This window comes from Estrella lausannensis, assembly GCF_900000175.1.
GTDB classification, from domain to species: domain Bacteria; phylum Chlamydiota; class Chlamydiia; order Chlamydiales; family Criblamydiaceae; genus Estrella; species Estrella lausannensis.
The window spans coordinates 1-22,147 of record NZ_CWGJ01000025.1; the positions used below are offsets into that span (position 1 = coordinate 1).

The 22,147-nt window shown below is 47.9% G+C and carries 21 protein-coding genes and 4 tRNA genes; 16 read left to right on the forward strand and 9 right to left on the reverse strand.

Annotation, left to right across the window (positions count from 1 at the left end; translation table 11 throughout):
* The 6 genes from ELAC_RS07625 to ELAC_RS07645 all read right to left on the reverse strand — a co-directional run.
* Window positions 1–1,706, reverse strand: a 1,706-nt coding sequence (locus ELAC_RS07625; protein WP_098038691.1) for a YfjI family protein, incomplete at its 3' end; no start/stop codon positions are given.
* Window positions 1,699–2,019: a CHC2 zinc finger domain-containing protein gene (locus ELAC_RS07630; RefSeq protein WP_158227838.1), complete on the reverse strand. Its 321-nt coding sequence runs from the start codon at window positions 2,017–2,019 to the stop codon at window positions 1,699–1,701. The genes ELAC_RS07625 and ELAC_RS07630, both read right to left, overlap by 8 nt.
* Window positions 2,020–2,021: 2 nt before the next feature.
* Window positions 2,022–2,219, reverse strand: coding sequence for a DNA-binding protein (locus tag ELAC_RS11760; protein ID WP_158227839.1), 198 nt, complete (start codon window positions 2,217–2,219; stop codon window positions 2,022–2,024).
* A 117-nt stretch (window positions 2,220–2,336) separates the two neighbouring features.
* Window positions 2,337–3,023, reverse strand: coding sequence for a hypothetical protein (locus ELAC_RS07635; protein WP_098038693.1), 687 nt, complete (start codon window positions 3,021–3,023; stop codon window positions 2,337–2,339).
* Window positions 3,010–4,083 carry a tyrosine-type recombinase/integrase gene (locus tag ELAC_RS07640; protein WP_098038694.1) on the reverse strand — a complete coding sequence of 358 codons (1,074 nt, stop codon included), beginning with the start codon at window positions 4,081–4,083 and terminating at the stop codon, window positions 3,010–3,012. Before ELAC_RS07640 ends, ELAC_RS07635 begins: the two co-directional genes overlap by 14 nt.
* Window positions 4,084–4,233: 150 nt before the next feature.
* Window positions 4,234–4,306 (reverse strand) — tRNA-Thr (locus tag ELAC_RS07645).
* A 124-nt stretch (window positions 4,307–4,430) separates the two neighbouring features.
* Here ELAC_RS07645 and ELAC_RS07650 point away from each other — a divergent pair.
* Complete coding sequence (locus ELAC_RS07650) at window positions 4,431–5,204, forward strand: hypothetical protein (RefSeq protein WP_098038695.1); 774 nt, start codon at window positions 4,431–4,433, stop codon at window positions 5,202–5,204.
* Window positions 5,205–5,210: 6 nt separating this feature from the next.
* Here ELAC_RS07650 and ELAC_RS07655 read toward each other — a convergent pair whose 3' ends face one another.
* Window positions 5,211–6,641: an NAD-dependent succinate-semialdehyde dehydrogenase gene (locus ELAC_RS07655; RefSeq protein ID WP_158227840.1), complete on the reverse strand. Its 1,431-nt coding sequence runs from the start codon at window positions 6,639–6,641 to the stop codon at window positions 5,211–5,213.
* A 64-nt stretch (window positions 6,642–6,705) separates the two neighbouring features.
* On the opposite strand from ELAC_RS07655, the gene pgeF reads away from it, so the two are divergent.
* The 12 genes from pgeF (at window position 6,706) to ELAC_RS07715 (ending at window position 15,815) form a co-directional block, all read left to right on the forward strand.
* The gene (gene pgeF, locus ELAC_RS07660; RefSeq protein WP_158227841.1) at window positions 6,706–7,461 is read left to right on the forward strand and encodes a peptidoglycan editing factor PgeF; all 756 of its coding nucleotides are present in this window, start codon (window positions 6,706–6,708) and stop codon (window positions 7,459–7,461) included.
* A 91-nt stretch (window positions 7,462–7,552) separates the two neighbouring features.
* Window positions 7,553–7,623, forward strand: a tRNA-Gly gene (locus tag ELAC_RS07665).
* Between the two features lie 178 nt (window positions 7,624–7,801).
* Window positions 7,802–8,602: a 30S ribosomal protein S2 gene (gene rpsB, locus ELAC_RS07670; protein WP_098038698.1), complete on the forward strand. Its 801-nt coding sequence runs from the start codon at window positions 7,802–7,804 to the stop codon at window positions 8,600–8,602.
* A gap of 4 nt (window positions 8,603–8,606) precedes the next feature.
* Window positions 8,607–9,458 (forward strand): translation elongation factor Ts, encoded by an 852-nt coding sequence (tsf, locus tag ELAC_RS07675; protein WP_098038699.1) that lies wholly within the window; start codon window positions 8,607–8,609, stop codon window positions 9,456–9,458.
* A 308-nt stretch (window positions 9,459–9,766) separates the two neighbouring features.
* The gene (locus tag ELAC_RS07680; protein ID WP_098038700.1) at window positions 9,767–11,017 is read left to right on the forward strand and encodes a hypothetical protein; all 1,251 of its coding nucleotides are present in this window, start codon (window positions 9,767–9,769) and stop codon (window positions 11,015–11,017) included.
* Window positions 11,018–11,087: 70 nt separating this feature from the next.
* A complete protein-coding gene (gene pyrH, locus ELAC_RS07685; protein ID WP_098038701.1) occupies window positions 11,088–11,813 on the forward strand; it encodes a UMP kinase in 726 nt (241 codons plus the stop codon).
* A gap of 2 nt (window positions 11,814–11,815) precedes the next feature.
* On the forward strand, window positions 11,816–12,367 hold the full coding sequence (gene frr / locus ELAC_RS07690; RefSeq protein WP_098038702.1) for a ribosome recycling factor: 552 nt from the start codon (window positions 11,816–11,818) through the stop codon (window positions 12,365–12,367).
* Window positions 12,368–12,529: 162 nt separating this feature from the next.
* A tRNA-Glu gene (locus ELAC_RS07695) sits at window positions 12,530–12,604 on the forward strand.
* Between the two features lie 6 nt (window positions 12,605–12,610).
* Window positions 12,611–12,682 (forward strand) — tRNA-Lys (locus ELAC_RS07700).
* A gap of 161 nt (window positions 12,683–12,843) precedes the next feature.
* Window positions 12,844–13,410, forward strand: a complete 567-nt coding sequence (locus tag ELAC_RS07705; protein ID WP_098038703.1) for a UvrB/UvrC motif-containing protein — start codon at window positions 12,844–12,846, stop codon at window positions 13,408–13,410.
* A complete protein-coding gene (locus ELAC_RS07710) occupies window positions 13,407–14,474 on the forward strand; it encodes an ATP--guanido phosphotransferase (protein ID WP_098038704.1) in 1,068 nt (355 codons plus the stop codon). Before ELAC_RS07705 ends, ELAC_RS07710 begins: the two co-directional genes overlap by 4 nt.
* 240 nt (window positions 14,475–14,714) lie before the next feature.
* Entirely contained in the window at window positions 14,715–15,815 is a 1,101-nt protein-coding gene (locus tag ELAC_RS07715; protein WP_239414442.1) for a CDP-glycerol glycerophosphotransferase family protein, read from the forward strand.
* Between the two features lie 2 nt (window positions 15,816–15,817).
* Here the strand turns inward: ELAC_RS07715 and ELAC_RS07720 are convergent, their stop codons facing one another.
* Together ELAC_RS07720 and rpsT are read right to left on the reverse strand one after the other, a co-directional pair.
* The gene (locus ELAC_RS07720) at window positions 15,818–16,501 is read right to left on the reverse strand and encodes a phosphocholine cytidylyltransferase family protein (RefSeq protein ID WP_098038705.1); all 684 of its coding nucleotides are present in this window, start codon (window positions 16,499–16,501) and stop codon (window positions 15,818–15,820) included.
* A 193-nt stretch (window positions 16,502–16,694) separates the two neighbouring features.
* Window positions 16,695–16,994, reverse strand: a complete 300-nt coding sequence (gene rpsT, locus ELAC_RS07725; RefSeq protein WP_098038706.1) for a 30S ribosomal protein S20 — start codon at window positions 16,992–16,994, stop codon at window positions 16,695–16,697.
* Window positions 16,995–17,504: 510 nt separating this feature from the next.
* On the opposite strand from rpsT, the gene ELAC_RS07730 reads away from it, so the two are divergent.
* The 3 genes from ELAC_RS07730 (at window position 17,505) to ELAC_RS07740 (ending at window position 22,102) form a co-directional block, all read left to right on the forward strand.
* The gene (locus ELAC_RS07730) at window positions 17,505–20,681 is read left to right on the forward strand and encodes a hypothetical protein (protein WP_098038707.1); all 3,177 of its coding nucleotides are present in this window, start codon (window positions 17,505–17,507) and stop codon (window positions 20,679–20,681) included.
* A gap of 147 nt (window positions 20,682–20,828) precedes the next feature.
* On the forward strand, window positions 20,829–21,662 hold the full coding sequence (locus tag ELAC_RS07735; protein ID WP_098038708.1) for an RluA family pseudouridine synthase: 834 nt from the start codon (window positions 20,829–20,831) through the stop codon (window positions 21,660–21,662).
* Window positions 21,659–22,102: a hypothetical protein gene (locus ELAC_RS07740; protein WP_098038709.1), complete on the forward strand. Its 444-nt coding sequence runs from the start codon at window positions 21,659–21,661 to the stop codon at window positions 22,100–22,102. Before ELAC_RS07735 ends, ELAC_RS07740 begins: the two co-directional genes overlap by 4 nt.
* Window positions 22,103–22,147: the final 45 nt, after the last annotated feature.

A 22,147-nucleotide genomic window follows, 5' to 3' on the forward strand; every position in this document is an offset into this window, starting at 1 on the left:
ACACAAAAAAATTGACAGACTCGTTGCCATTGATCAAATTGTGCCTGAGCTTCAGAGGTGAATGATAAAATGACTGGATTTCCATCCTGATCGAATTCTAATCGATCTAAATGATCGAAAATTTTCTGAACAGGCTCTTCCAATTCAGAAATCGAGATTCCCTCAACTAGTTCCCAAGAGGTTTTAGGTTCAGGGGAAACCATCGCCTGGAATCTTTGAATAAGTCCATTATCGCCTGATCCACCTCGAACAGTATCACGAATATGTTTGGATAAAGGTCCGGGCTGTATGCTCCCAAATATAGATAAGCAAAGCGCAGGAACAGATAATGATCCTCTGCCGATCCGATCTACATCATAATCACCTTTACCACTCCAACTTTCTAAGTAAAACTCTCGGTCATTTTCGTGACCATGTTTTTCAAAACTATTTAACCACCCGGCAAGCTCATCACGGTACAAAAGAAGACCTTCGGGATTTTCAATAAGAAGCTCTGAAAGCTTTTCTATAGTTGCGTCTTGAGTTTTATACCTTTTCCTTTTGGGTTCCTTTGGTGGTTCTTCTTCATGAAATTGGATCTTGGCTTGATCGCTATGGTTTTTGATAGCTTCTTTTAATTCCCTTTTGTAATCCTCTTCTCTGATTTTCTTTCTAATTTGCCAGGTGTCATACTCCTTTTGATGCTTCTTTATGCCTTCTTCAAAATGCGCTTTGGCTCGATTGGCAAGAACAACTAAAAAATGAAAAGCCGCATTCATAGCTGGACTTTTCATCATCGCTGGACGCCCAATACACATTCCCCATAGATTTGCAAATTCTATCCAGCGACTACCCGGTCTTAATTCTAATCCACGCTTTCGGCCGATTAGGCTTCCAACACTTACTAAAAAAGGGGTGATAACATAGTCTTCTGAAATTTGCATTTGCATCGAAACACCTTGAGCCCATTGAACAATGGGATCTGCTAGCGTATGCAAGGGGCTAGGCAGGGTTTGAAAAGATATTTCTTCGAGCGGCTGAGGGTCTGATTCAAAAATGGGATATTCAACTTCATCGGAGAAATATACATCTGCATCAATGAGATTTGAAGATGAGTATTCTAAAAAAGCTTTTTGTAATTCAGTAGAATTTGACTTTTGGATGGCGTCAAAGCCGTTCCAATCTTGAGGACAAAAAGGTTGTAGCTTTAGCCAATCGACAAGATCATCACCCTTTTTCATATCCTGAAATTTGCAGAGGAATACTTTAGAATCAGGACATGCCTTCTGAATTTCTTTGAAAACAGCCGACATGTACCAATGGCCAGGATCATCGTTGTCAGGAACTAGCACAAATTCCTGAATGTGGCGATATCTTGCAAGGATCGCCCAATCCGCTTTTTCAACGTTACTAGACCCCATCATTGAGGTAATGGCAGGTAAGTCAATAGAATGCGCAGCTGATGCGCATTTTTCTCCTTCAAAAATATAGGCTCTTGTTAGAGAATGATTCAGCAGAAGGGTTTGAATACCATATAGAGGAGAAGGAGTTGGCGCTCCTTCTTCCCAGTCTTGATTTTTAAATGAATATTGACGAAACCATTTCTTTTTTGGTTTATCAGGGTCTTGGTATCTTACAACCAAAGAGATATCTTCTCCTTTCTCATTTTTATAAGACCAGTAATAAACCCGATTTTTCTTTTCGACTATTTTGGGAAGCTCATTCATAAGCCCCCCATTTTTTGCTAAGTCTTTGACAAGCTTCTAAAAAAGGTAGTTCATATTTTTTTTGTGTATATGCGATGACGTCTCCACCACTAGCACCACACGAAAAGCACTTAAAAGCTCCATTTGAGGAGCTAATGAAGAAACTTCCTGCTTTACGATCGTTATGAAAAGGACAAAGCCCCCCTGATTTCCATTCCCCCTTTTTTCTAGTCTCGACGTCATGCCCTTCGTCGCTATAAAAATCGATGGGATCTATTAATTCTTTCAATTTCAGGGTATTAATGGATCGATGCGATTCTTTTATATACTTCATCACTATCTCCTCACTTGGCCTTCGATCCATCTTTCGAAGAGATCGCGTCGTAAATAAACTCGCTTACCAATTTTTCGAATGGCCTTTTCAAGTCCATTACGATGACGCAGCATCAAAAAATGCCTTAATTGCCCTAAAGAAAATGGATAGCGAGAATCTTCAGCGATTTGCTGAACACTTAAGTACTCATGATCATTCATAGACACCTCCCAGTGTTTGTTGAATTGGGTTAGTGTCTGTAATGATAATTAAGATGGTGGCTTTAAATTGTGTTGAGCAAATAGGCTATTTGCCCAACACGCGCAAGTTTCTGTTAATTAGAAATTTAAACAAGAAGGGAAATCCTGAAAGATACGTTTCAGTTCATTCCTTTTGTACCAAATACTCCTGATAGTTTCAAAAGAAAGTGGTATTCCTATTGACTCTAGAGCTAATCTCATGGCATCACAAAGCGAATTTTTACTTTTGTACAGTGGATCTGGATTTCTCGTGATGGATAACCCCGTATCATTTACCGATGCTAAGAGCAATACAATTTGAAAATCGCGAAAAAATGTTTCATAAAAATGTTTTCCTCGTTGTCTCTTCGGCTTACTTTTTTGATCTACATCCAGAAGAAATGATAAAAGTTTTTCCGGTACACAGCCATTTTGCTCAAGCAGTTTTTGGGCCAGTTCTTTTGCTGCCATGCAGGCAACAATGTTAGTTTTTGCCGCACACAGCAATTCTTCAATATGTTCGCCTGTGAATATAATTTTAACAAAAGGATCTTTGTCCCAAGGAGGGGCAGGACGATCAAAAAAAACATGCATAGCAAAGCAATAGTGCATACCGATAGGCAATACTTTACACCGTTGTCCACTTTGCGAAATTAATTCTATTCCTGACAAAAATATGAAATATATTTTTGATAAAGTAATGCCATCTAAACCTACGAATGCACCGCGTAAAACAAAGGAAAAATAGTTTTTTACATCTTCAAAGACAGGATCATTTGTTTGCATATGTGCCTCCTTTGAAAAGTCTTTTTTCAATATTTTCCCCGATGAAGCGCGTTGATTCGGCATCAAGGTGGGTGTAGTGATCTGTCATACTTGCTGATGAGTGTCCTAGCTGAGAACGTAGCTGTAAACCACTTGCACCTGCTTTAGCACCCATTGAACAGTAGTGATGTCTAAGTCCATGAAAGACAAAGTTTTCTATTTGAGCGGACTTAAGGGCTTTATTCCAGGATTTTTTAATATCGACTATTCCGAAGGCCGTTTTACTTGCAAATACGAGATTTTTTATTGAATCGCGCTGATCATATATTTTTTTAAGTTCTTCGATGACGCAATCGACTAGTCCAATTTTTCTCGGATGTCCATTTTTTGAATCTTTGATGTGCGCAATTCGATTATCAAAATCAATAGCATCCCATATAAGATTGAGGATTTCGCTTTTCCTCGCTCCAGTAGTTAAAGCAATTAGTACAATGCAATAGAGATAAGGACTTTTGCTTGCATTACAAGCTGCCAAAAGTCTTAATTCCTCATCCTGGTTAAGAGTTCTTCTAATCTTTGGATTGGTTTTCAATTTCAGCAGATTCAAGCATGGATTTTCATCTATCCAACGCATGTTTTTACAAGCATAACGGAACGCCCCGCTAAGAGTTGAAAAATATCTATTTACAGTAGCCGGATTGAGTGTCTTTCCACGTTCATTGGGTTCGCTTAATACCTTTCTCTGAGCAATAAGGACTTCAGGAGTAATATAGGTAAGTGCGTATTTTCCAATTTTATTTTTAAAATACTTTAATTGAAAGATTGTGTCATCGGCTGCCTTATGATGGCCTATGACTGCATCTTGAATGTAAAGATCAATCAGCTCAGCTACGGTTTTTTCTCTATTTTTGGTAAAGTCGTACTTGCCTTTCTTGATCTCGGTCTCAGTTTCTTTCGCCCAATCTTCGGCAGCTTTTTTTCGATCGAAATGATCTGAAACTGTGGGGTAATTTTTAATTCTGATGACAGCTCGCCAGACTTTGGAGCCGTCTTTATTTGTACGTTGATAGATGGATGCCATCTTAAACCTCTTGTTAGTTTTGGTTTAAGCGGCTGGCTGTGCTTATAAGTTATTATTTTACTGCACCGTCATTGCACCGCGAGGGGTGAATTTAGCTTAATTAAAGTATTTAATACAAGCTAAATCACTCTCTAACAGGTGTATAAGGATTGCCCAAAGCCGGAGTCGAACCGACGACCTTCGCATTACGAATGCGCTGCTCTGCCAACTGAGCTATTCAGGCATGGAGAATTAAGATTAAAGCGTAGTCGATCGGAGCGTTTTTTCTCAATATCAAGTTGGAAATCCGGTTGCGTCTTGCCGCCGGATCTTGTAAGTTCCGTCAAAAAATTCGGTTCCGCTTTCACATGAGAAACTGCTATTTATACCCCGCTCTGCTTGGGCTCGTCCTGCTTGCTGGATCCCTCACAGCCGGTCCCAGCTCCATCTTCTGGACCAACTGCACCACCGCTATCTATCCGGCAGGTCTCATCCACCTCGATGGCGACACCTATTTCAACGTGGTTCCAAGAAAGCACGATCCTTCGGTACCCTCCGACACGGGGCTTGAAGCGGGGCTGCTGAACTGGCATGGCGTTCAGGCGGAGGCCGGCTTTGACTATGCCGGAGGCGTAGACTATCCTTTAGCCCTCAACGCCGGAGCGGCGATTCCCGAGGGGTGGCTTTTTCCGACCGCACCCTCGCTCAAAGTCGGTCTGTTCGGTTTTGGGTTGCACACCAGCAGCGACAAGAGAAACAATCAAAATATTGTCGATGTGATCGTAGGCTTTTCCCTGCCCGAGGTGATTGGAGGCAGAGTGTTTTTCGGTGGGTTTTCCGGCGGTTCCGCCATGGGCAAGAACCGGCAGGGGCTGATGGCGTCATATCAAAAGTTTTTTTGCCCGGCCACAGGCTGTGACGGGGTGGAGTACCACCGCTGGATGGTTTGCTGCGACTGGGCATCGGGGAAGAATACCATCGGCGGTGGAGGCGTAGCGCTTGGCTACTACCCGCACCCCGACGTCTCCATCCTGACAGGTCCTATTTGGTTTAACTCCGCCGCAATCAACGGCAGGTGGAAGTGGTCTCTCCAGCTCGGAATCAACTTTTCTTTCTTTGACGGCTGCCGCATCGGGAAATAAAGAACTTCATGGCTTCGAGTGGCGGATCGAGAGGAATTTTTCCGTCAGGTACTCAAGGATACCGGAGGGCCCACCCTCGCGGCCGATACCGGAGTCTTTCATGCCGCCAAAAGAGGCCTCGGCGGCACTCGGCAGGCCATCGTTGATCGCGATGATCCCAAACTCCAGGTGGTTTGAGAAATGGTGCGCGCTCGCTAGGCTATCGGTGAAGAGGTAGGCGGCAAGGCCGAAGCGGCAATCGTTGGCCAAAAGCAGCGCCTCATCGGCGCTTTTCACTTTCATCAAGGCCGCGATAGGACCAAATGTTTCCTCGTGGAAAATGCGCATGCCGGGTGTGACTCCGGAGATGACAGTGGGCTCCCCGGGTTTTCCGCCCAGGAGGAGCGAAGCGCCCTGTTCGAGTGCGTCCTGAAGGTGCTCTTCCATTCGTTTCAAAGAGAGCGGGTGGAGGTGGCAGCTGACGTTCGTTTCGGGATTCAGGGGAGAGCCAAAGGTGAGTTTCTCGATTTCATGGATCAGCTTCCCGGAGAATTCATCAAAAATTTTTTCATGGATGAGAAACCGGTTCGCGGCGATGCAGGTTTGTCCGGCGTTGCGGAATTTAGCGGGGATGGCCTCTTTTGCGGCCAAGTCGAGGTCGGCATCGTCCAAAACAATGAACGGAGCGTTTCCGCCGAGCTCCAAGGTGACTTTCTTCAGCGTATTCGACGACAGATTGTAGAGGAGTTTTCCCACTTCAGCGCTGCCGGTAAAGCTCAGTTTACGGATATTCGGAGAGGCAAGAAGCTCCTGGCCGATCATTTTCTCATCACCGACAAGAACCTGGAAAACAGAAGGGGGGATGCCCGCCTCATGGCACGCTTTCGCCAAAAGGAGCAGGCTCATCGGGCTCTCCAGGCTGGGCTTGGCGATCACCGTGCAGCCGGCGGCAAGGGCCGCGGCGCACTTCCTTGCCGCCATTGCGATGGGAAAATTCCAAGGGGTAATGACAGCTGTGGGGCCGACGGGCTCGAGGCGGGCAAGGAGTAGTTTTCCCTTGCGGGAGCTGGGGATCTCCAGTCCATATAGCCGTTCTGCCTCTCCCGCAAACCAGGTAAAAAACGAGGCGGCGTAGGCCACCTCGCCGGCCCCTTCGCTAACCGGTTTGCCCATCTCGCGCGCCATCACCTCGGCGAAAAGGTCTTTGTTTGCGAGAAGAAGGGAGGCCACCCGCCGTAGGGCAGCGCCCCTTGACGGAGCCGGCTCCTCTCGCCATGTCTGAAAGGCTTTCATCGACAGCTCGATGGCTTCCAGGACGCCGTTTTTGTCGACAGGGTGGAGCTCGAGCCACTTCTCATCGGTCGTGATATCTTTGAAAGGAAGAGGGGTGCTCTCCTGAAGCTTTCCGCCGATTAGACTGGTGATTTTTTTATCCTGCAACATGCTGTCTAGAGGCATAACGCTTCCTTTTTTCAGGTCCGCAGCGGTATTGTTGGAACAGTCATTTGTAAAGGATCGGTCGATGATTAGGAAAGAAAAAAACGGTGTCGCCTGGCTTGAATTTGAGCTTTTCCAGCAGTTTAAAGAGGTGCGACACGGCATCTTTTTAAGGAAGGGCGGAGTGAGCTCAGGTGAGTTCAGTTCGCTGAATATCGGATTCAAATCGGAGGATTCACAAGAAAATATTTTAGAGAATCTGAACAGGTCTCTTAAATGCCTGGATGTAAAAGAGTGGCGGCGCGGGCGGCTCAATCATGGATCCACGGTTGTTTTGGCGGAAGAGGCCCCCTCCGATCCCCAGTTCCAGTTCGACGGTCTTGCCACTAAGAGAGAGGAGCTCGCCTTAGTCATCACCCACGCCGACTGCCAGGCAGCCCTGTTCTATGATCCGGTCAACAGAGCGCTCGCCAACATCCACTCCGGGTGGCGGGGCAGCGTCCTCAATATCTATAGCAGCACGATCCGCTTCATGCAGGAGCGATTCGGCTCAAGGCCGGAAAATCTCTTTGTCGGCATCTCCCCCAGCCTTGGGCCGGAAGATGCGGAGTTCATTCACTTTAAAAAAGAGCTGCCCCGCCATTTCTGGCCGTTTCAGCCGAAGGAAAATTATTTTGATTTCTGGGAGATTTCCAAAGCGCAGCTTCAAGAGGCGGGAGTGCCGCAGTCTCAAATCCAGATCGCCGGCATCTCCACAGTAAGAGAGCCGGAGGATTTTTTCTCCTATAGAAGAGACAAGGGCAGCGGCCGCAACGCCACCATCGCCGCTCTTGCCGGATGAGTTTTAAGAGGGGCGAGAGGCCCATCAGAAAAAAAGAGAGAAGCCCCCTTGCAATAAAAACCTCAAGATAGCATAATGCCTGTACCACTACGCGCCTGTAGTTCAATGGTAGAACAGTAGCCTTCCAAGCTACGAGTGTCAGTTCGATTCTGATCAGGCGCTATTACACCGGGCTCTTTTAAGCAGCGCAACACCACCTACCTCCCCTCTTTCACTTTGCCAGCCCTCTTGCTCTCCTTAAAAGGGTTCGGTGTAGCTTTAAAAAAACATCGAAATTAACACCAAGACCGAAATTTCGCAATCAGTGCGAAATGCCGTCGTCAAATAGGAGGGACAAGGCTTGGCTACTCAGAACCAAGAACAGATTTCTGTATCTATTAAGGATCTTTTAGAGGCAGGAGCCCACTTCGGGCACCAGACCCACCGTTGGAACCCGAAGATGAAGCGTTATATCTTCGAGGAAAGAAACGGTCTTTACATCATCGACCTCGCCAAAACATTGCATCTTCTGCGCAATGCTACTAACATCGTCAAAGAAGTGGTTGAGAAACACCGCTCCATTCTTTTTGTCGGCACAAAAAAGCAAGCAAAAGACGTTGTGAAAGAGCTGGCTGAAAAATGCGGCGAATTTTACGTCAGCGAAAGATGGCTCGGCGGTATGTTGACCAACCTCAACACAATTCGTCAGTCGATCAAGAAGCTGGAAAAGATCGAAAAGAAAATCTCGACCCAAGCTGACACGATCACTAAAAAAGAGCTGTCCGAGCTTACCAAGCAGCAGATCAAACTGGAGAAAAACCTCTCCGGCGTCCGCGGCATGAGAAAGCCCCCAGGCCTCGTTGTTGTTGTTGACCCATCCAAAGAGCACATCGCCGTTGCAGAAGCTAACAAGCTCGGCATTCCGGTCATGGCGCTTGTCGACACAAACTGCAACCCGGATCCAATCCAGCACGTCATTCCTTGCAACGACGACGCTTTGAAGAGCATTAAGCTCATCCTGGACGCATTGGCCCAGGCTGTCGTCGCCAAAAAAGGCGAGATGCAGATCGGCATCGGCAAGCAGACTGAAGGCGAAGAAGACAGCGAATCTGCAGCTTCGAAGAGAATGGAAGACGCATTGGCAAGTCAAGAAGGAGAATAGTCCGATGGCTAACGAAATCACAATCGACATGATTAAAGAACTGCGCGAAAGAACAGGCGTCGGCATGAACGCATGTAAAAATGCGTTGGTGGAAGCTAGCGGGGATATGGATCTTGCGATCACAAACCTCCGTAAGTCCGGTATGGCTTCGGCAGTAAAGAAAGAAGGACGCGCAACAAACGAAGGGCAGATCGGTTCATTCGAAGGCTCTGAGACAGTAGCGCTCGTTGAAGTGAATGCTGAGACAGACTTTGTCGTTAAAAACGACAAATTCCAGGAGTTCGTCAAGAGCCTGGCAGAGCAAGCTGCGAAGAGCAATCCAGCCAGCCTGGACGCTTTCCTTAAAGAACCCTACTCCAAAGACCAGTCGATGACCGTTGATGAATTCAGGGCAGTTCTTGTCCAGACCATCGGCGAAAACATTCAGGTGAGAAGAGTCCAGGCGTTCCCCAAGAAAGGCGACCACTCGATCGGGATCTACTCCCACCTCGGCGGGAAAATCCTCGTCACTGTAGAGATCGCCGGACAGGGAGAAGAGAAGCTTGCGAAAGACATCGCGATGCATATCGCGGCCGCAAACCCTCAGTTCCTCTCGCCAGCCAGCGTACCTCAGGACGTTCTCAATCATGAGAAAGAGATTGTCCGCAGCCAGGTGCCTCAGGATAAACCTGACGCGATGAAAGAGAAAATTGTTGAGGGTAAACTGCAGGCGTTCTTCAAAGAACAGTGCCTGACAGAGCAACCCTACATCCGCGATGACAAAATGTCAGTCGCACAGCTTGTGCAAGCTCGCGGCAAAGAGTCTGGAAAGGCTCTTGCGATCGCTTCCTTCACTCGCTGGGATGTCGGCCGTTAATCGAATCGACGCATTTTTTTCTTCAAGTAAACCCGCCATCCGGCGGGTTTTTTTTTGCCCATATTCTTTATGTTTGGCAAAGAGAAAGATCTCCCCAGGGTGAAAGGGTGTGAGACACCCCATAGTGGGATAGGAGAGGGTTTGCTCAAGACCTCAGTGCCGGAGTTTGAAACGTTTTCGGTATTATTGACTTGTTTGAAAATCGTTAACTGCTTTTCTTTTTATTTATTTCTTATTCTGATAGAATCTTTTGCCTATTATTAAAATATTTTAGCGCGCAACTAAAGTACGCAAGCAAGGAGAACATCATGAATAGCGTGTCCTTTAATTTTTTCTCTGTGAATGAAGTTCTCAATATCGCCGAACGAAAAAGCGTGCCGCTAGAGCCTTTCGCGCTGGGAGTCCTCAAGGAGATGGCCGACAGTGATGGCCAGATCAACCGCTTCAGCTTAATCACGCAAGAGGCCGATGAAATGAAATTCAGCCTCGATCTATCCTCTCTTGACTCTTTGCGATTTCAGGAAGACCACTCCCAAGTCCGTCTTGGGATCAACAATTTCACGGTAGCAACTCTCGTCAATCTATTCGGTGTGGTAGCTGAGGAAGCTGCCAGAAGGTGTATGGAGCAGACCGGCGACAAAGTCAGAGCTTGCATTTCTAAGATAGACCTAAGCCGCAACATGGTATCGGGAAAAAGCCTGCTGTGGTTTAAGTTCATCGAAGGCGCCGAGGAGGCGTCTTGTGGTGGGTTGCAAACCCGGGTGAGTTTGCCCATCTTGGCCCAGATCGAAGAGCTTAAGATGGATAAAACATGGGTTTCCAGTCTGGGGTTGAAATTTGCGTGTCTCCTGAAGAAATTAAAATCGCTCTCGCTGGACTTCTGCCCCCGTGTCGATTCCGTGCTCAATCCCCACGTCAGCAGCATCCCTTCGCTTGAGGCGCTGAGCATCATCGGCACAACGATGTCCATCGGTAATGAGGAGATGCGCAACCTCGCGGCCAAATTCCCTCATTTGACATCGCTAGAGTACTCGCAAAAACCCAGCTCATCGGCCCTGCCGCAAAAGGTTCTTGGCATCACCGATCCCATCACGCTTTCCACGGTCATAGACCCCGTTCTCTTTGAGTGCGGGCATCTTACGGGAAGAAGTGAAGCGGACCAGATGGGAAAATGCTACTCCCAGTGCCACTCTAAGGTAATAGGAGCCTTCAAACCACTCCTGACCAGGCTCGAGAAAATCGGGGACCGCTGGCAAGTGCGGCTTATCGATTTCAAAAGGCGGAATCTTTCCGGGGCAACTTTTTATCACGACCGCTGCGGCGCCCTGTTTACATCCGAAACAGTCAGGGAAATATTTGATTCATTTAAATCAGGCGAGTCATGCCAATCGGGGGAAGAGCTCCCCTTGTGCCCGGCCTGCATTGCCAACCCGCTAACAGGCATGCCTGTTCCGATGCAACTGATTAAAGTCTACCCGGAAGAGACGCCGCTGAGCGTCGATGAAAGATCGCAGTCGATGGCAACCCTCTATCAGCAATCGGAATACATTATCTGCTAGAGAGCTCTTACGCATTTCGGTATACACCTTTTATCCCGATCCGTTTATCCTGAGGCAAAAAAGAGGGTGTATGGAGCAAAGAATAAAACCGAAGAGGGTGCTGCTCAAGCTTTCGGGCGAAATCCTGATGGGAGAAAAGCCCTTTGGGATCGAAGCGGAAAGCTGCGAGAAGCTGGCTGTCGCCATCAAAATGATGAAGCAGCAAGGGATGGAAACAGCCCTTGTGATCGGTGGAGGCAATATTTTCCGCGGTGTGCGTCTCAAAGAGATCGGCATCGAGCAGACGCCGGCAGATCACATGGGAATGCTTTCCACAATGATGAACGGAATCGCCCTCGAACGGGCGCTGGTGGCTCAAGGGACCAAGGCCAAAGTTCTAAGCGCCGTCCCTTGCCCCCCAATAGTGGAGCAGTACGAGTGGCGTAAAGCGCTCGATCTGCTTTCCCAGGGAACGACCCTGATCTTTGTGGGGGGGACAGGCAATCCCTATTTCACCACCGATAGCGCCGCTGCCCTAAGAGCAAGCGAGATTCAGGCGGATCTTCTGCTAAAGGCCACAAAAGTGGACGGCATCTATACCAAAGATCCTATCAAACATCCGGATGCCAAAAGGTTTGAGACCATCACCTACGGGCAGATTCTTGCCGACAAACTGGAAGTCATGGATGCGACGGCTATCGCGTTATGCCGAAGCAGCCGCATCCCGATCTTTGTCTTCAATATGGCTAAGCTTTTCTCGCAGCCATTTGAAACGATTTTACAAGAAAAGAATGGAACCCTAGTAAGTGGAGATTAATAATGGGGATCAAAGAACAGACAGAACAGGGAATGAAAGAGGCGATCAACCACCTGACCCAAGAACTCAAAAATATTCGCACCGGCAGGGCCAATCCCGGGATTCTCGATAGCATCTCTGTGGAGATCTACGGCTCCCAGATGCGCATCCGTGATGTTGCCAACATCACCGTTCCGGAGCCGAGACAGCTTTTGATCACTCCCTACGACAAAAGCAACACTTCAACCATCGGCAAGGCGATCGATAAGGCCAACCTCGGCTTCCGTCCCGTTGTCGAAGGAGATGTTGTGCGCATCAACTTCCCTGCCATGGACGAAAGCGTCCGCAAGGATATGATCAAATTGTGCCACAAAAGACGCGAAGAGGCCAAAGTGAGCATTCGTAATGTGCGCGCCCATTCCAACAAAATCGTTCGCGAAGAGAAAAACGGCGGTAAAATCAGCGAAGATCAGTGTGTCCATCACGAAAAGGACATTCAGACCCTGACTGATAAATACTGCAAAATAGCCGACGACCTGAGCGCTCAGAAGGAAAAAGAGGTGTCTACAGTGTAAGGAAAAGGGATCTGCTCTAGGGCAGATCCCTTTCTGATAACGACTTAGGAAAAAATGAAAAAAAACTGAATTTTGCGTTGTAAAAAAAATCGGGCTGCATGTAATATTAAGGCTCTTCAATGAAAGATGATGAAATCTTCTGAAAAGCAGGTTCATCAGTCCGGCCCCATCGTCTAGTCAGGCCTAGGACACCGGATTTTCATTCCGATAACAGGGGTTCGAATCCCCTTGGGGTCATCAAACGAGTCTTTAGCTCAGCGGTAGAGCATCTCACTTTTAATGAGAGGGTCGATGGTTCGAATCCATCAAGACTCAATTTGATTCACACACCTCCCCACCCCTCCTTATTTACAATTATTACCTTAACATTCTATATTGAACAGCAGAAGACCCCTTCAAGAGCGGCCCTTTCTTGCTTGAACAGGAAAGCTTCGGTTTGACGATCGCCTTCCGGTAAAAATAGGGTAACGAGGCATATGGAACAGAATTTTTTTGAAGATCAAGAGGAAAAGCTGCCGGAAAGGCCTCTTGAGTGCGGCGAGTGCAAAAAAGAGATTAGCGTTCGCTATACAGAGGCGGAAAAGGGAAAAGTCACCGAAACATCCATGTGCGCTGATTGCCCCAATCTTCAGAAAAAGCTCAAAGGATCAGCTCTTACGCATCATGAAACAAATACAGCCAAGGCGGGTCTTGTCTGTGGCGACTGTGGAACAAGCCTCGAGGACTTCCAGGTTGGGCATCCGTTAGGCTGCAGCCATTGCTACGAAGTGTTTGCCGATGTAATCCTGATCGAACTGACATCGCGCGCCAAAATCCCTCTCAAAATCAACACGACCAAGAAAAATCAGCCGCTGCATATGGGAAGAACCCCCGGCGAGACGATCGAGGTCAATCCTTCGCTTCAACTCATCGCCCTGAATGAAGCTTTAAACGAGATGTTAAAGAAAGAAGAGTATGAGCAAGCGGCCTTAATTCGGGACCAGATCAACGCCCTGTCCGAAGAGGCTGAGAAAAATAAGAAAAATGAGAAGAAAGATTCATGAAGGATCCCGTTCGCCCGGCACAGTTTCTTTCCGAGAAAAAGCTGTGGGATACAAACGCCAACAAAATTTTTCTGGCGAGTACAGTCTCTTTAAAACGCAATATTGAGAAATTCAACTTCCCAGGCAAGCTGAACGGGGATCTGCAGAAAACGATCATCGCGCTGGTTTCTAAAGAACTGGCAAAAGAGCCCGGTTTGCGGCAAATGCTCCTTTTTCCCGCGGAAAAGGCCGAAGCGTTTGACAAGGAATACCTGATGGAGCACTTTTTCGCCCGGGAGAAGGTGTTTCAGGCCCACAGTGGAGAGGCCTTCATGATCGATGAGTCAGGAAGCTTTCTTGTCCTGCTCAATATCGACAACCACATCGAGTTTTTCATTGTCGACGTGCAAGGGGAAATGGAAAACTCCTGGAACCGTTTAGTCAAGACGGAAACGGAACTTGGAAAGTCGATCAAATATGCTTTTTTGCCCCGCTTCGGCTTTCTCACATCCGATCCCGGCGACTCCGGAAGCGCTTTCGAGGTCACAGCCTACCTTCAGCTCACCGGGCTGATCCACTGCGGTAAGATCGATGAGATCTTGGAGTCGACGGCCGATGAGTCGTTTTCAATCACAGGCCTTCAGGGCAGCCCGACAGAGATCATCGGCGATGTCTTAGTCATCAAAAACAACTACACATTGGGGATGAGCGAAGAGAATATCATCGCCTCTATCCGTTCTTTAGTCACCAAGCTCACTGTCGAAGAGGTGGCCGAACGCACCAAGATCAAGTCGGAATCGATGGCGGAAATCAAAGACCGTGTCAGCCGCGCTTTTGGCATTTTAGTTCACTCCTATCAGATTGAGGCGATCGAGGCGTTGAATGCGATCAGCCTGGTGAAGCTGGGAGTTGATCTGGGATGGTTTGAGGGCATCTCTTTTGAGGAGCTGAACTTACTGTTTTTCAACTGCCGCCGAGCGCATCTTCTGAGTCAGTTTAAGGATAGCATTTCAGCTGAGGAGCTATCGCACAGAAGAGCCGAATTTATCCACAAGACGCTGAAAAATGTTCGTCAGCTGATTTGACGGTATGTCTTGTCGTATACCGAAAGCCTATCAGAATTTGGCATAGGGGCCTCGCGACTCTGAGACCGCTTGGGATATTAGACAACTCACAATCTTTCGATCGTGGGGAGATTTGTCTTTGCAAAAACCCCATTTTGAGACACTTTCGGTAGAAGAGACGGCTCACTAAAAAATCATACGATTTCAGTTTTTAGCTCGTATCCAAGGTTGCCGATTGGAAAAATCATAAGGGTTGTCAAGATGATGGAAAATGCCGTGCGCGCCTGCGTCCTCAATCAGTCGTCCCATATCCACTATTACGATCATCTCTCTCCCATGGCCGCGCTGCTCGAGATCCCCTTCCTCTTTGTTGAGGAAGACGACATGGCGCGCAATATGCGCTTCTATCCCGGTCTTAAAGGCGAGATCGTCGCCTTTCAGGAGTTTAACCCCGAATATCTGCTTCAACACTACGACGTTGTCTTGATGAGCGACCTATGGGACAGGCACGTCTTCCGGGAAAAATTTGCTCCTCTGGAAAAGGAGTATGGTAAAACGATGCGCCATGTCCACGTTCCCCACGGCTTTTCCGATAAAGTATTTTACATCAGGAAAATGGCCAACGAAGACATCACCTTCGTTTATGGAGATAACATGCTCGATCTGTTAAAGAGCGAGGGGGTGTATGAGAACTTAAATCAGTTCATTATCTCAGGCAACTACCGCTACTCTTATTACAAGAAACACAAAGAGTACCTCGATCAGATTGCAAATGAGGATGCGCTCGGAGGACTTGACCCGAATAAAAAGACAATCCTCTACGCCCCCACCTGGATGGATCTGGAGCAGTCGACCACCTTTTTTGACAGTTGTCATCACCTTCTGGACAACGCCCCTTCCGATTATAATATCTTGGTGAAGCTGCATCCGCGCCTTGAGTTGGATGATACTGTCGGTTTCTATGAGATCCTAGGCCGGTACGCCAAGGCGAGTAATATTTTCTTCGTGACCGATTTTCCTCTGATCTATCCGTTGCTTGCGAGAGCCGATATCTATATAGGCGACATGTCCTCCATAGGATACGACTTCCTCGCTTTCGACAGACCCATGTTCTTTCTGAACAAGGATCGAAAAGATCCAAAAAATGACAGAAGAACCTTCCTCTTCCAGTGCGGAACCTTAATTGAGGAAGAAGACTTCGCCAATGTATACCGGATTATAGAAAAAGCCCTTCCGTATGATCAGGAGCGGTTTTCGGCTATCAGAAAAAAAATCGACAGGTATACGTTTGGCGAAGAGAGGCCCTTTGAAGAGATCCGCAAAGATCTTTTCAGGGAGTGTCAGACCCCTCCTAAGAAATAATTTTAAGTCAGATCCCACTGTTTGACCAGGTCGTTGGCCCGCTGTAAATCTTCGGGAAAGTCGATCTCCACGCAGTCGCCTTCTGCGCATTCGACCGCTTCGACGTCAAGCCCTTGGTGGATGCAAAGCTGGATGGCATACTCGAAGTAATCCTCCCGTTTGCAACTCCTGAGGTTGTCGCGAAGCATTCCGAGGCTCTCTTTCGGAAAGAAATTGATTCCGACAGCTTCTCCTCTCGGATCGGATACTGTTTTAGCAATCTCCTTGATGAAGCCGGAGGAGTTTAAGTTGTATTTGACCTCCTCCTCACCAACCTTTGAGGAGTTCACCAGCATCGCCGCCCTTTTGGAGCTCAAGATGGATTTGATGGTTTTGGGATGGAATACCACATCGCCATTCAGCCATAAGACATCTTCATCGATGAGGGAGAGGGCCCTGAGTAGGCTCTTTGAGGTATTTTCTTTAAGATAATCGGGATTGTACACGTAGAGCACATCCGGGAACTTCTCCATGATCAGCTCTTTTTTGAAGCCGACGACGACGATGATCTGCGGGCAAGAGGAGCTTTTGAGCATTTTTATTTGCCACTCGAGGATGCTCTCGCCGCTGATGAGCTCGGTGAGCGGTTTTGGAAGGGAGTTTCCCAGGCGGCTGCCTACCCCGGCTGCCAAAATGATCGCTTTCATGAGGATTGATCCGGAAATAAAGTTCAACTGTCCAAAACGAGATTTCAAGCGCGATCGGATGGATCGCCGCTATAGGAAAACAAACTCCGGCCTGTTTTCTTAAAAAATGCGGACTCTTCTGTTGATGCTATCTTTCACGAAAAAATGCAAGGGGGGAAATACCGCTGCCTCAAGGGGGGGGGGCGGAAGAAACTTATGCGAGCTTGGCAGATGCCTGGGCTGTGAGGCGGGATTTTTTTCTTGAAGCTGCGTTCAGCTTCAGGATACCGCGCTTCGCTCCTTTATCCAGCATGGAGTAGCTTTCTTTCAGGGAAGCTGTGATAGCCTCTTTGTCTCCTTTCTCAACTGCTGCAGCAAATTGCTTCAAAGTTGTGCGGAGAGAAGACAAGAACGACTTGTTGATCAGCCTTCTTTTCTTGTTTTGGATATCGCGCTTTTGGGCCTGGGGGCGTCTCACGGGAGCTTTTTTATCCCCTGCTTTATCTTTAGCCATTTTTCCTCTGTAGGTTGAAATTCATAACTTTATCAGTCAAAAACAGCTAAATTATAGGTTTTAAAAGATAATTCGTCAAGGAGAGGGAACTCGCCTGCGCTCTCCCTAGGCGGAGAGGAGTAAGAGACTGTCTCTAAGGCTCGGGCTTACGGATCAATTTATTTTAAATCAAAGTTATGATTTGGCAAGGGTTGACTAAATTGGAGGGTATAGGGAATAGAGGAGGTATTAAAATGTTCATCGTTTGAAAAACAATCCCCTCAGAAATTTGATCGATTTCTCTTTTTCTATGCTGTACATTTTCTAGGTTGTCCATTTTCCCAATTTTGTGGAAGGCCTCTTACAGCCTGTACTAAAACTGATGTATATATGGTTTGCTGCTGAATTGGCCGATTGCGACTGCTAAAAAATCGCTACGCTTAAATTTTTTTTAATTTGAAGGGTGTCAGGAGAAGAGCGTAGCCCTACCGCTTAGTTCTTCTCTACATACCTGGACTGTGAGGAGGGTCTATGGCATTCAATGTGGAAAGAAGAACTGAGAAGCAGAAATACCTGGGAGATGGATTCTCGTCAAGGGAAGACAAAAAATTTCAAGAGGGGGACGATCCGGAGATCCGGGTTTCGGATCTCGGTTCAGGCATTTTAAGTCCTTCTGCGGAAAGAGAGGAGAGAGTGGCTTCTCTTTCCGAAGAGAGGGTAGCCACCCTTGTAGTCGGCGGTCCGCAGCAAGAAGGCAAGCCCGTGGCTCCAAACGAAAGGAAAGCCAAGAGGCAGTCCTTTTCGCTAGATATCGAGAAGGTCAGAAGCGTTGCTTTTGCGAAGACCGGCACGGTAGCTCCCCTTAAAGAGTCGCCGAGTCAGGCCGGAAGCGACAAAGAGGAGAACCCAAGCCCCAAGTTGTACCCACCTGTCAGAAAGACCTCTCTTGGAACGCCTCACTCCGCCTCTTCCGGCTCGCCGCGTACCCTGCCAAGACGGCGGGATAGTCCCAAAAGGACGGAAGCTGTGCAATCGAGGGCTCAGGCAGTTTTAATGCCCAAGGTGGGGGATCAATCCCTTTCGCGGCGCGACTCGCCGAAAGACAAAGAGTCTCCTCATTCCATCTCCGGTGACTCGCAGGAAGAGAGAAAAAAGCGCAGCCTCTCGTCAGAGGGCAGGCATAGGCGCAATGTGACTACTCTCCTGGTTTTGACTTCCAGCTCCGACTCGGGGGCGGCCTTGGAAGAACACTCGCCGACAAGGAAAAAAGGATCCGTAGAGCCGGAATCCGCTCACGCCTCCTTTGGCGGGGCGCCGGAAGAGCCGAGAAAGCGCGCTGTTTCCGCTGAGCAAAAAGTTCCAAGGAACAGATCCGCCCTCACTCAGTTGATGACAAAGTCAGAACCGTCAGAGCCTGTTTCCTTAAGAGAGGTCGCCAAGAAAACCGGAAAGGTCAAAGAGGGTATGCCGGTTCTTGACTTGAATGCCGTTCGAGGCAGGTCTCTTGAGGAACTCAAGGCAGAAGGAGATGAACAGGAGGGAGAGAATAAGCAAGAGAAGTACTTTCATCGGGCGTTAAGCGTAGGCGAGTTTAAAAAAAGCGAGTTTCTTTACTCCTATCGCGAGCCGTCCAGCTCCGATTCCCAGTCAAAAGATTCCCACGAGGGTCCAGGCGAGGTCAAGAAGAGAAAGTACCTACCTTCCCACTTGAGGAGCAAAGAGGCTCCGCTTGACGACTTTGATGAAATTTCAGTTCTTGGGGGAAGAGGCGAATTCGATAAAAGAGCCAAAAATATTTTATTGAGCTGTCTGGAGAAAAGGAGAAGCAAGGGGGATTTGCCGGAGGTGTCGTTTAAATCGATGAACGAGCTTTTTAAGAGGATCTGCGCGCGCGAGAACAGTGTGTGGTTTATGCAAAACAAGGCCGAACTCTCCAATCCGCATCGCTTTTTGCTGACAGAGTCTCCACGGTCTGAGATGCTGGCCACTCTTTTTCAGAACAGCGGCGTGTTGCTCACTCCGATCCTGGAAAGACTGCATCTCATGAGAAGGGAGCTGCTCAATTACATTCGGTTTCAAAACAAGAGATCGCCCTGGACGACCGACGTGTACAGAATTTTGTGCAGTCTGACGGCGATTGAGCGCTTTCCGCAGGTTCGTTATGGAGTGGAAGAAGGGATTGTCCTGTCGAAGTTTTTAGACGTTGCGTGCGGGGTGTTGGAGGGGCGCTTCAAAAACAGCACTAAAATGTGCATAGGTTCCGCCTTTGGCGACAACAGGGAAGAGCAGATGAGAGTCATCGCCTTTTTAAAGGGGTGGAGCAATCCCACTCCGGAGAGTAAATCAGGGCTTGAAGGGGAAATCCGCGATTTTGACTGGCTGATGATGAACAAGGGGATGATACCCCATATCAAGCATGTGTGCTATGAGACGCCCAGTGCCCCTTTCTCCATCAGCACCATTGAGGTGGGCGAAGTGCTTCGCTGCATGAAACAGTCGGATGAAACTCCCGTCTTGATGAATTGCATGACGATCAATGGAGAGCTTTTCTTCGACTCCTCAAAAATTGCTTATAATGCATCTCCCGCAGAGATGTTCCGGGCGCTTTACCGCGAGGCGGAAAAGAATCTCTTTGTACGAAGGGTATTAAGATCGCTCCTCTTTCATATTGTCTACTCATCGATAAAAACCGGCGAGACGGAGACGAAGAAAAAATTCTATAATAACTTCAAAAAATATTTTTCTGGTGAAGAAGATGAAGCCTTTTTGGCGTTGGCTATGCTGTGGATGGATCAGAGCGATTTGGCCTCTAATCGGCTGACAACGTTTTTAAGAGCGAAAGGCCTCGTTGAGGAGGAGACGTTTTCGCACGACTTCTTCTGGAGATCCTTTGAAGGATTTTGGTGGGACCCGACCTATAAAGAGGCGCTTTCCTACATTTATCACCTCCTGGCTTTGTCTAGCTGGATTCATAAACAGGAGAGCCGGTTCATGAATCTGGAACTGCCCTTTGGAAGATCGAAAAAGATATTTGCCTTATTAACAGAATTCTCTTCGATGAAGAGTTTTTACACGGAGCTTTTCACCGCTTTTGAAAAGGCGGGGGGCACTCAAAAGCCCGCTGAAGAGATTGCGCGTGATGTGGATGTCCTTTTGAAGATCGGAACGAAAAAAAACAGCGAAATAGCGGGCTTGCTAAAAGAGCATCCTCTTCCTTTCCTGAATGTCTTGCGCCTCACATCCAACAGCTGCTGGGGCTTTGCCGATCAGGTGATGAGATCGCTCTATCCCACCCTTTTCGCCGACCCCTACTTCGCCAAGTTGAAGCAGGGAATGGACTATCATGTCGAGATCAGGGAAGACGGTCACTATGAGGTGGCAATCCTGCGGAAGTATGGGATCTACAGGAGGCTTAGGCCTGATGTCGTCGCTATCGAGGGCCAAGAGGAACTCGCTGAAATCCCGTTCTACTGGAAGGTTTGTCCACACAAAAAGACGTGGAAGGGAGTGCTGAAAATTTTGAAAAGCTTCGCCATCCATAGCAAGACTCCTGCAATCGACCATAAAAACATTTTGTCGCAGCTGGTTAACTACAGCAAGAAAAACCAGACGGTGTTTGCGATCGAGAGCAATGTCAATGATGAAAAGCGCTTCTCCTATACTTTCGATGAGCCTTTCACACTTGAGGAGAGCGAAGGTTCATCGTAGAGCCCGCTTTTCCTAACAATTAGAGCCTGTCCGCAAGGAAATCATACGATTTCAGTTTTAGGACAGGCTCTTAGGAAAAATGGATTCTGAAGAAAGGAAAAAAGTCCTACAATCGATGGAATTATTAAATTTAACCAGCTTGGCGTTATGGAATGGACGGTTGAAGAGGAGGATAATTTACTCTCCTCTCTTGGAAAAAAATACCCGGATAGCTCGAAGGCTACCTTAAGAAAAATGGTCGCCGAAGGCAGAGTGGTGGTGGGCAGAGCGGTGGCAACCTCTCCTCTTCATCCTCTGATGAGGGGACAGAAGGTGAAGGTTTTGGCTAAAAAGAGCTTTTTGGAAGGGGATGTCAAGCTGCTTTACAGCGATAAGGACATCGCCATCGTGGATAAGCCCTATGGCCTGCTTACGGTAGCCACCGATTTTCAGGCCGATAAAACTATGCACGCCCTGCTGAAGAGACATTTTCCCAAAGCGCGTGTCTTTCCCGTCCACCGGCTTGATCAAGACACCTCGGGTCTGCTCGTCTTTGCCCTGAACGAGGGAGCGAGAGATTTTTTGAAAGAGGAGTTTGAAAAGAGGCGTCCCAAGAGACGGTATCTGGCAGTCGTTGAAGGGCAGCCCGACCCATCCGAGGGCGAGTGGCGCTCGTATCTGCGGGAAGATGCCAACTATGTCGTCAAGAACACCAGCGATCAGACGGAGGGAAAGCTTGCGGTCACCCACTATAAGACAGTCAAAAGAGGAAGGACGTTTTCTCTTCTTGAGCTTAAGCTGGAGACGGGCAGGAAAAACCAGATCCGCGTCCATTGTCAGATGGCAGGGGTGCCGGTTGTCGGCGACAAAAAATACGGCTCGACAAAAAACCCATTCCATCGTTTGATGCTGCATGCTTTTGAGCTGACTTTGAATCATCCCAAGACGGGGAAAAGCATGAAATTTGAATCCGCGGTACCCGAGGAATTCTATTCGATATGAAGGTAATGGTAAGGCACGGGGCCACAGCTTTGCTGGTCATCTTCTTCCTTATTTCCCTCTACTATGCCGGAAAAGCATATACCGGCCTCTCCACCTTTTTTTTAGCCAAAGAGGAGGCGATAGCGGACAGGGTGGACTGGAAGGTATGGGAAGGTTCTTGGGGCCGCTATTACCTTGAAGGCAGTTATCGATTCAAAGCCGATTCCAAAGAGTTTTCCGGTCAGACCGTTTTGAGAGAGCCGGTGTTCTTAAATAAACAGTCCGCCGAGGTGTGGATCGAGAAGCTTCGCAAAATCCCGCAGGCAGTTTTTTACGACCGGTCCAGTCCGGACCGATCGACTCTACAGCGAAAAATCCCCATGAAGGAGATTTTCTCGGCCTCCCTGCTCTTAATTGCCATAGCTTATCTTGTCTTGCTGAGGAAAAAGGCGGTTGCTTGATTCCACACTTTTTTTTAAGGTGTTCCGTAGCGACTGTCCTATACT

Bases quoted from the DNA above. Each gene is read 5' to 3' on its own strand.
- ELAC_RS07630 (WP_158227838.1), bottom strand. From the start codon at position 2,019: ATGAAGTATATAAAAGAATCGCATCGATCCATTAATACCCTGAAATTG.
- ELAC_RS07650 (WP_098038695.1), top strand. From the start codon at position 4,431: ATGAGAAACTGCTATTTATACCCCGCTCTGCTTGGGCTCGTCCTGCTT.
- ELAC_RS07740 (WP_098038709.1), top strand. From the start codon at position 21,659: ATGAAGGTAATGGTAAGGCACGGGGCCACAGCTTTGCTGGTCATCTTC.
- ELAC_RS07655 (WP_158227840.1), bottom strand. From the start codon at position 6,641: ATGCCTCTAGACAGCATGTTGCAGGATAAAAAAATCACCAGTCTAATC.
- ELAC_RS07730 (WP_098038707.1), top strand. From the start codon at position 17,505: ATGGCATTCAATGTGGAAAGAAGAACTGAGAAGCAGAAATACCTGGGA.
- tsf (WP_098038699.1), top strand. From the start codon at position 8,607: ATGGCTAACGAAATCACAATCGACATGATTAAAGAACTGCGCGAAAGA.
- rpsT (WP_098038706.1), bottom strand. From the start codon at position 16,994: ATGGCTAAAGATAAAGCAGGGGATAAAAAAGCTCCCGTGAGACGCCCC.
- ELAC_RS07680 (WP_098038700.1), top strand. From the start codon at position 9,767: ATGAATAGCGTGTCCTTTAATTTTTTCTCTGTGAATGAAGTTCTCAAT.
- pyrH (WP_098038701.1), top strand. From the start codon at position 11,088: ATGGAGCAAAGAATAAAACCGAAGAGGGTGCTGCTCAAGCTTTCGGGC.
- ELAC_RS07720 (WP_098038705.1), bottom strand. From the start codon at position 16,501: ATGAAAGCGATCATTTTGGCAGCCGGGGTAGGCAGCCGCCTGGGAAAC.
- ELAC_RS07710 (WP_098038704.1), top strand. From the start codon at position 13,407: ATGAAGGATCCCGTTCGCCCGGCACAGTTTCTTTCCGAGAAAAAGCTG.
- ELAC_RS11760 (WP_158227839.1), bottom strand. From the start codon at position 2,219: ATGAATGATCATGAGTACTTAAGTGTTCAGCAAATCGCTGAAGATTCT.
- frr (WP_098038702.1), top strand. From the start codon at position 11,816: ATGGGGATCAAAGAACAGACAGAACAGGGAATGAAAGAGGCGATCAAC.
- ELAC_RS07705 (WP_098038703.1), top strand. From the start codon at position 12,844: ATGGAACAGAATTTTTTTGAAGATCAAGAGGAAAAGCTGCCGGAAAGG.
- ELAC_RS07635 (WP_098038693.1), bottom strand. From the start codon at position 3,023: ATGCAAACAAATGATCCTGTCTTTGAAGATGTAAAAAACTATTTTTCC.
- pgeF (WP_158227841.1), top strand. From the start codon at position 6,706: ATGATTAGGAAAGAAAAAAACGGTGTCGCCTGGCTTGAATTTGAGCTT.
- ELAC_RS07735 (WP_098038708.1), top strand. From the start codon at position 20,829: ATGGAATGGACGGTTGAAGAGGAGGATAATTTACTCTCCTCTCTTGGA.
- ELAC_RS07715 (WP_239414442.1), top strand. From the start codon at position 14,715: ATGATGGAAAATGCCGTGCGCGCCTGCGTCCTCAATCAGTCGTCCCAT.
- ELAC_RS07640 (WP_098038694.1), bottom strand. From the start codon at position 4,083: ATGGCATCCATCTATCAACGTACAAATAAAGACGGCTCCAAAGTCTGG.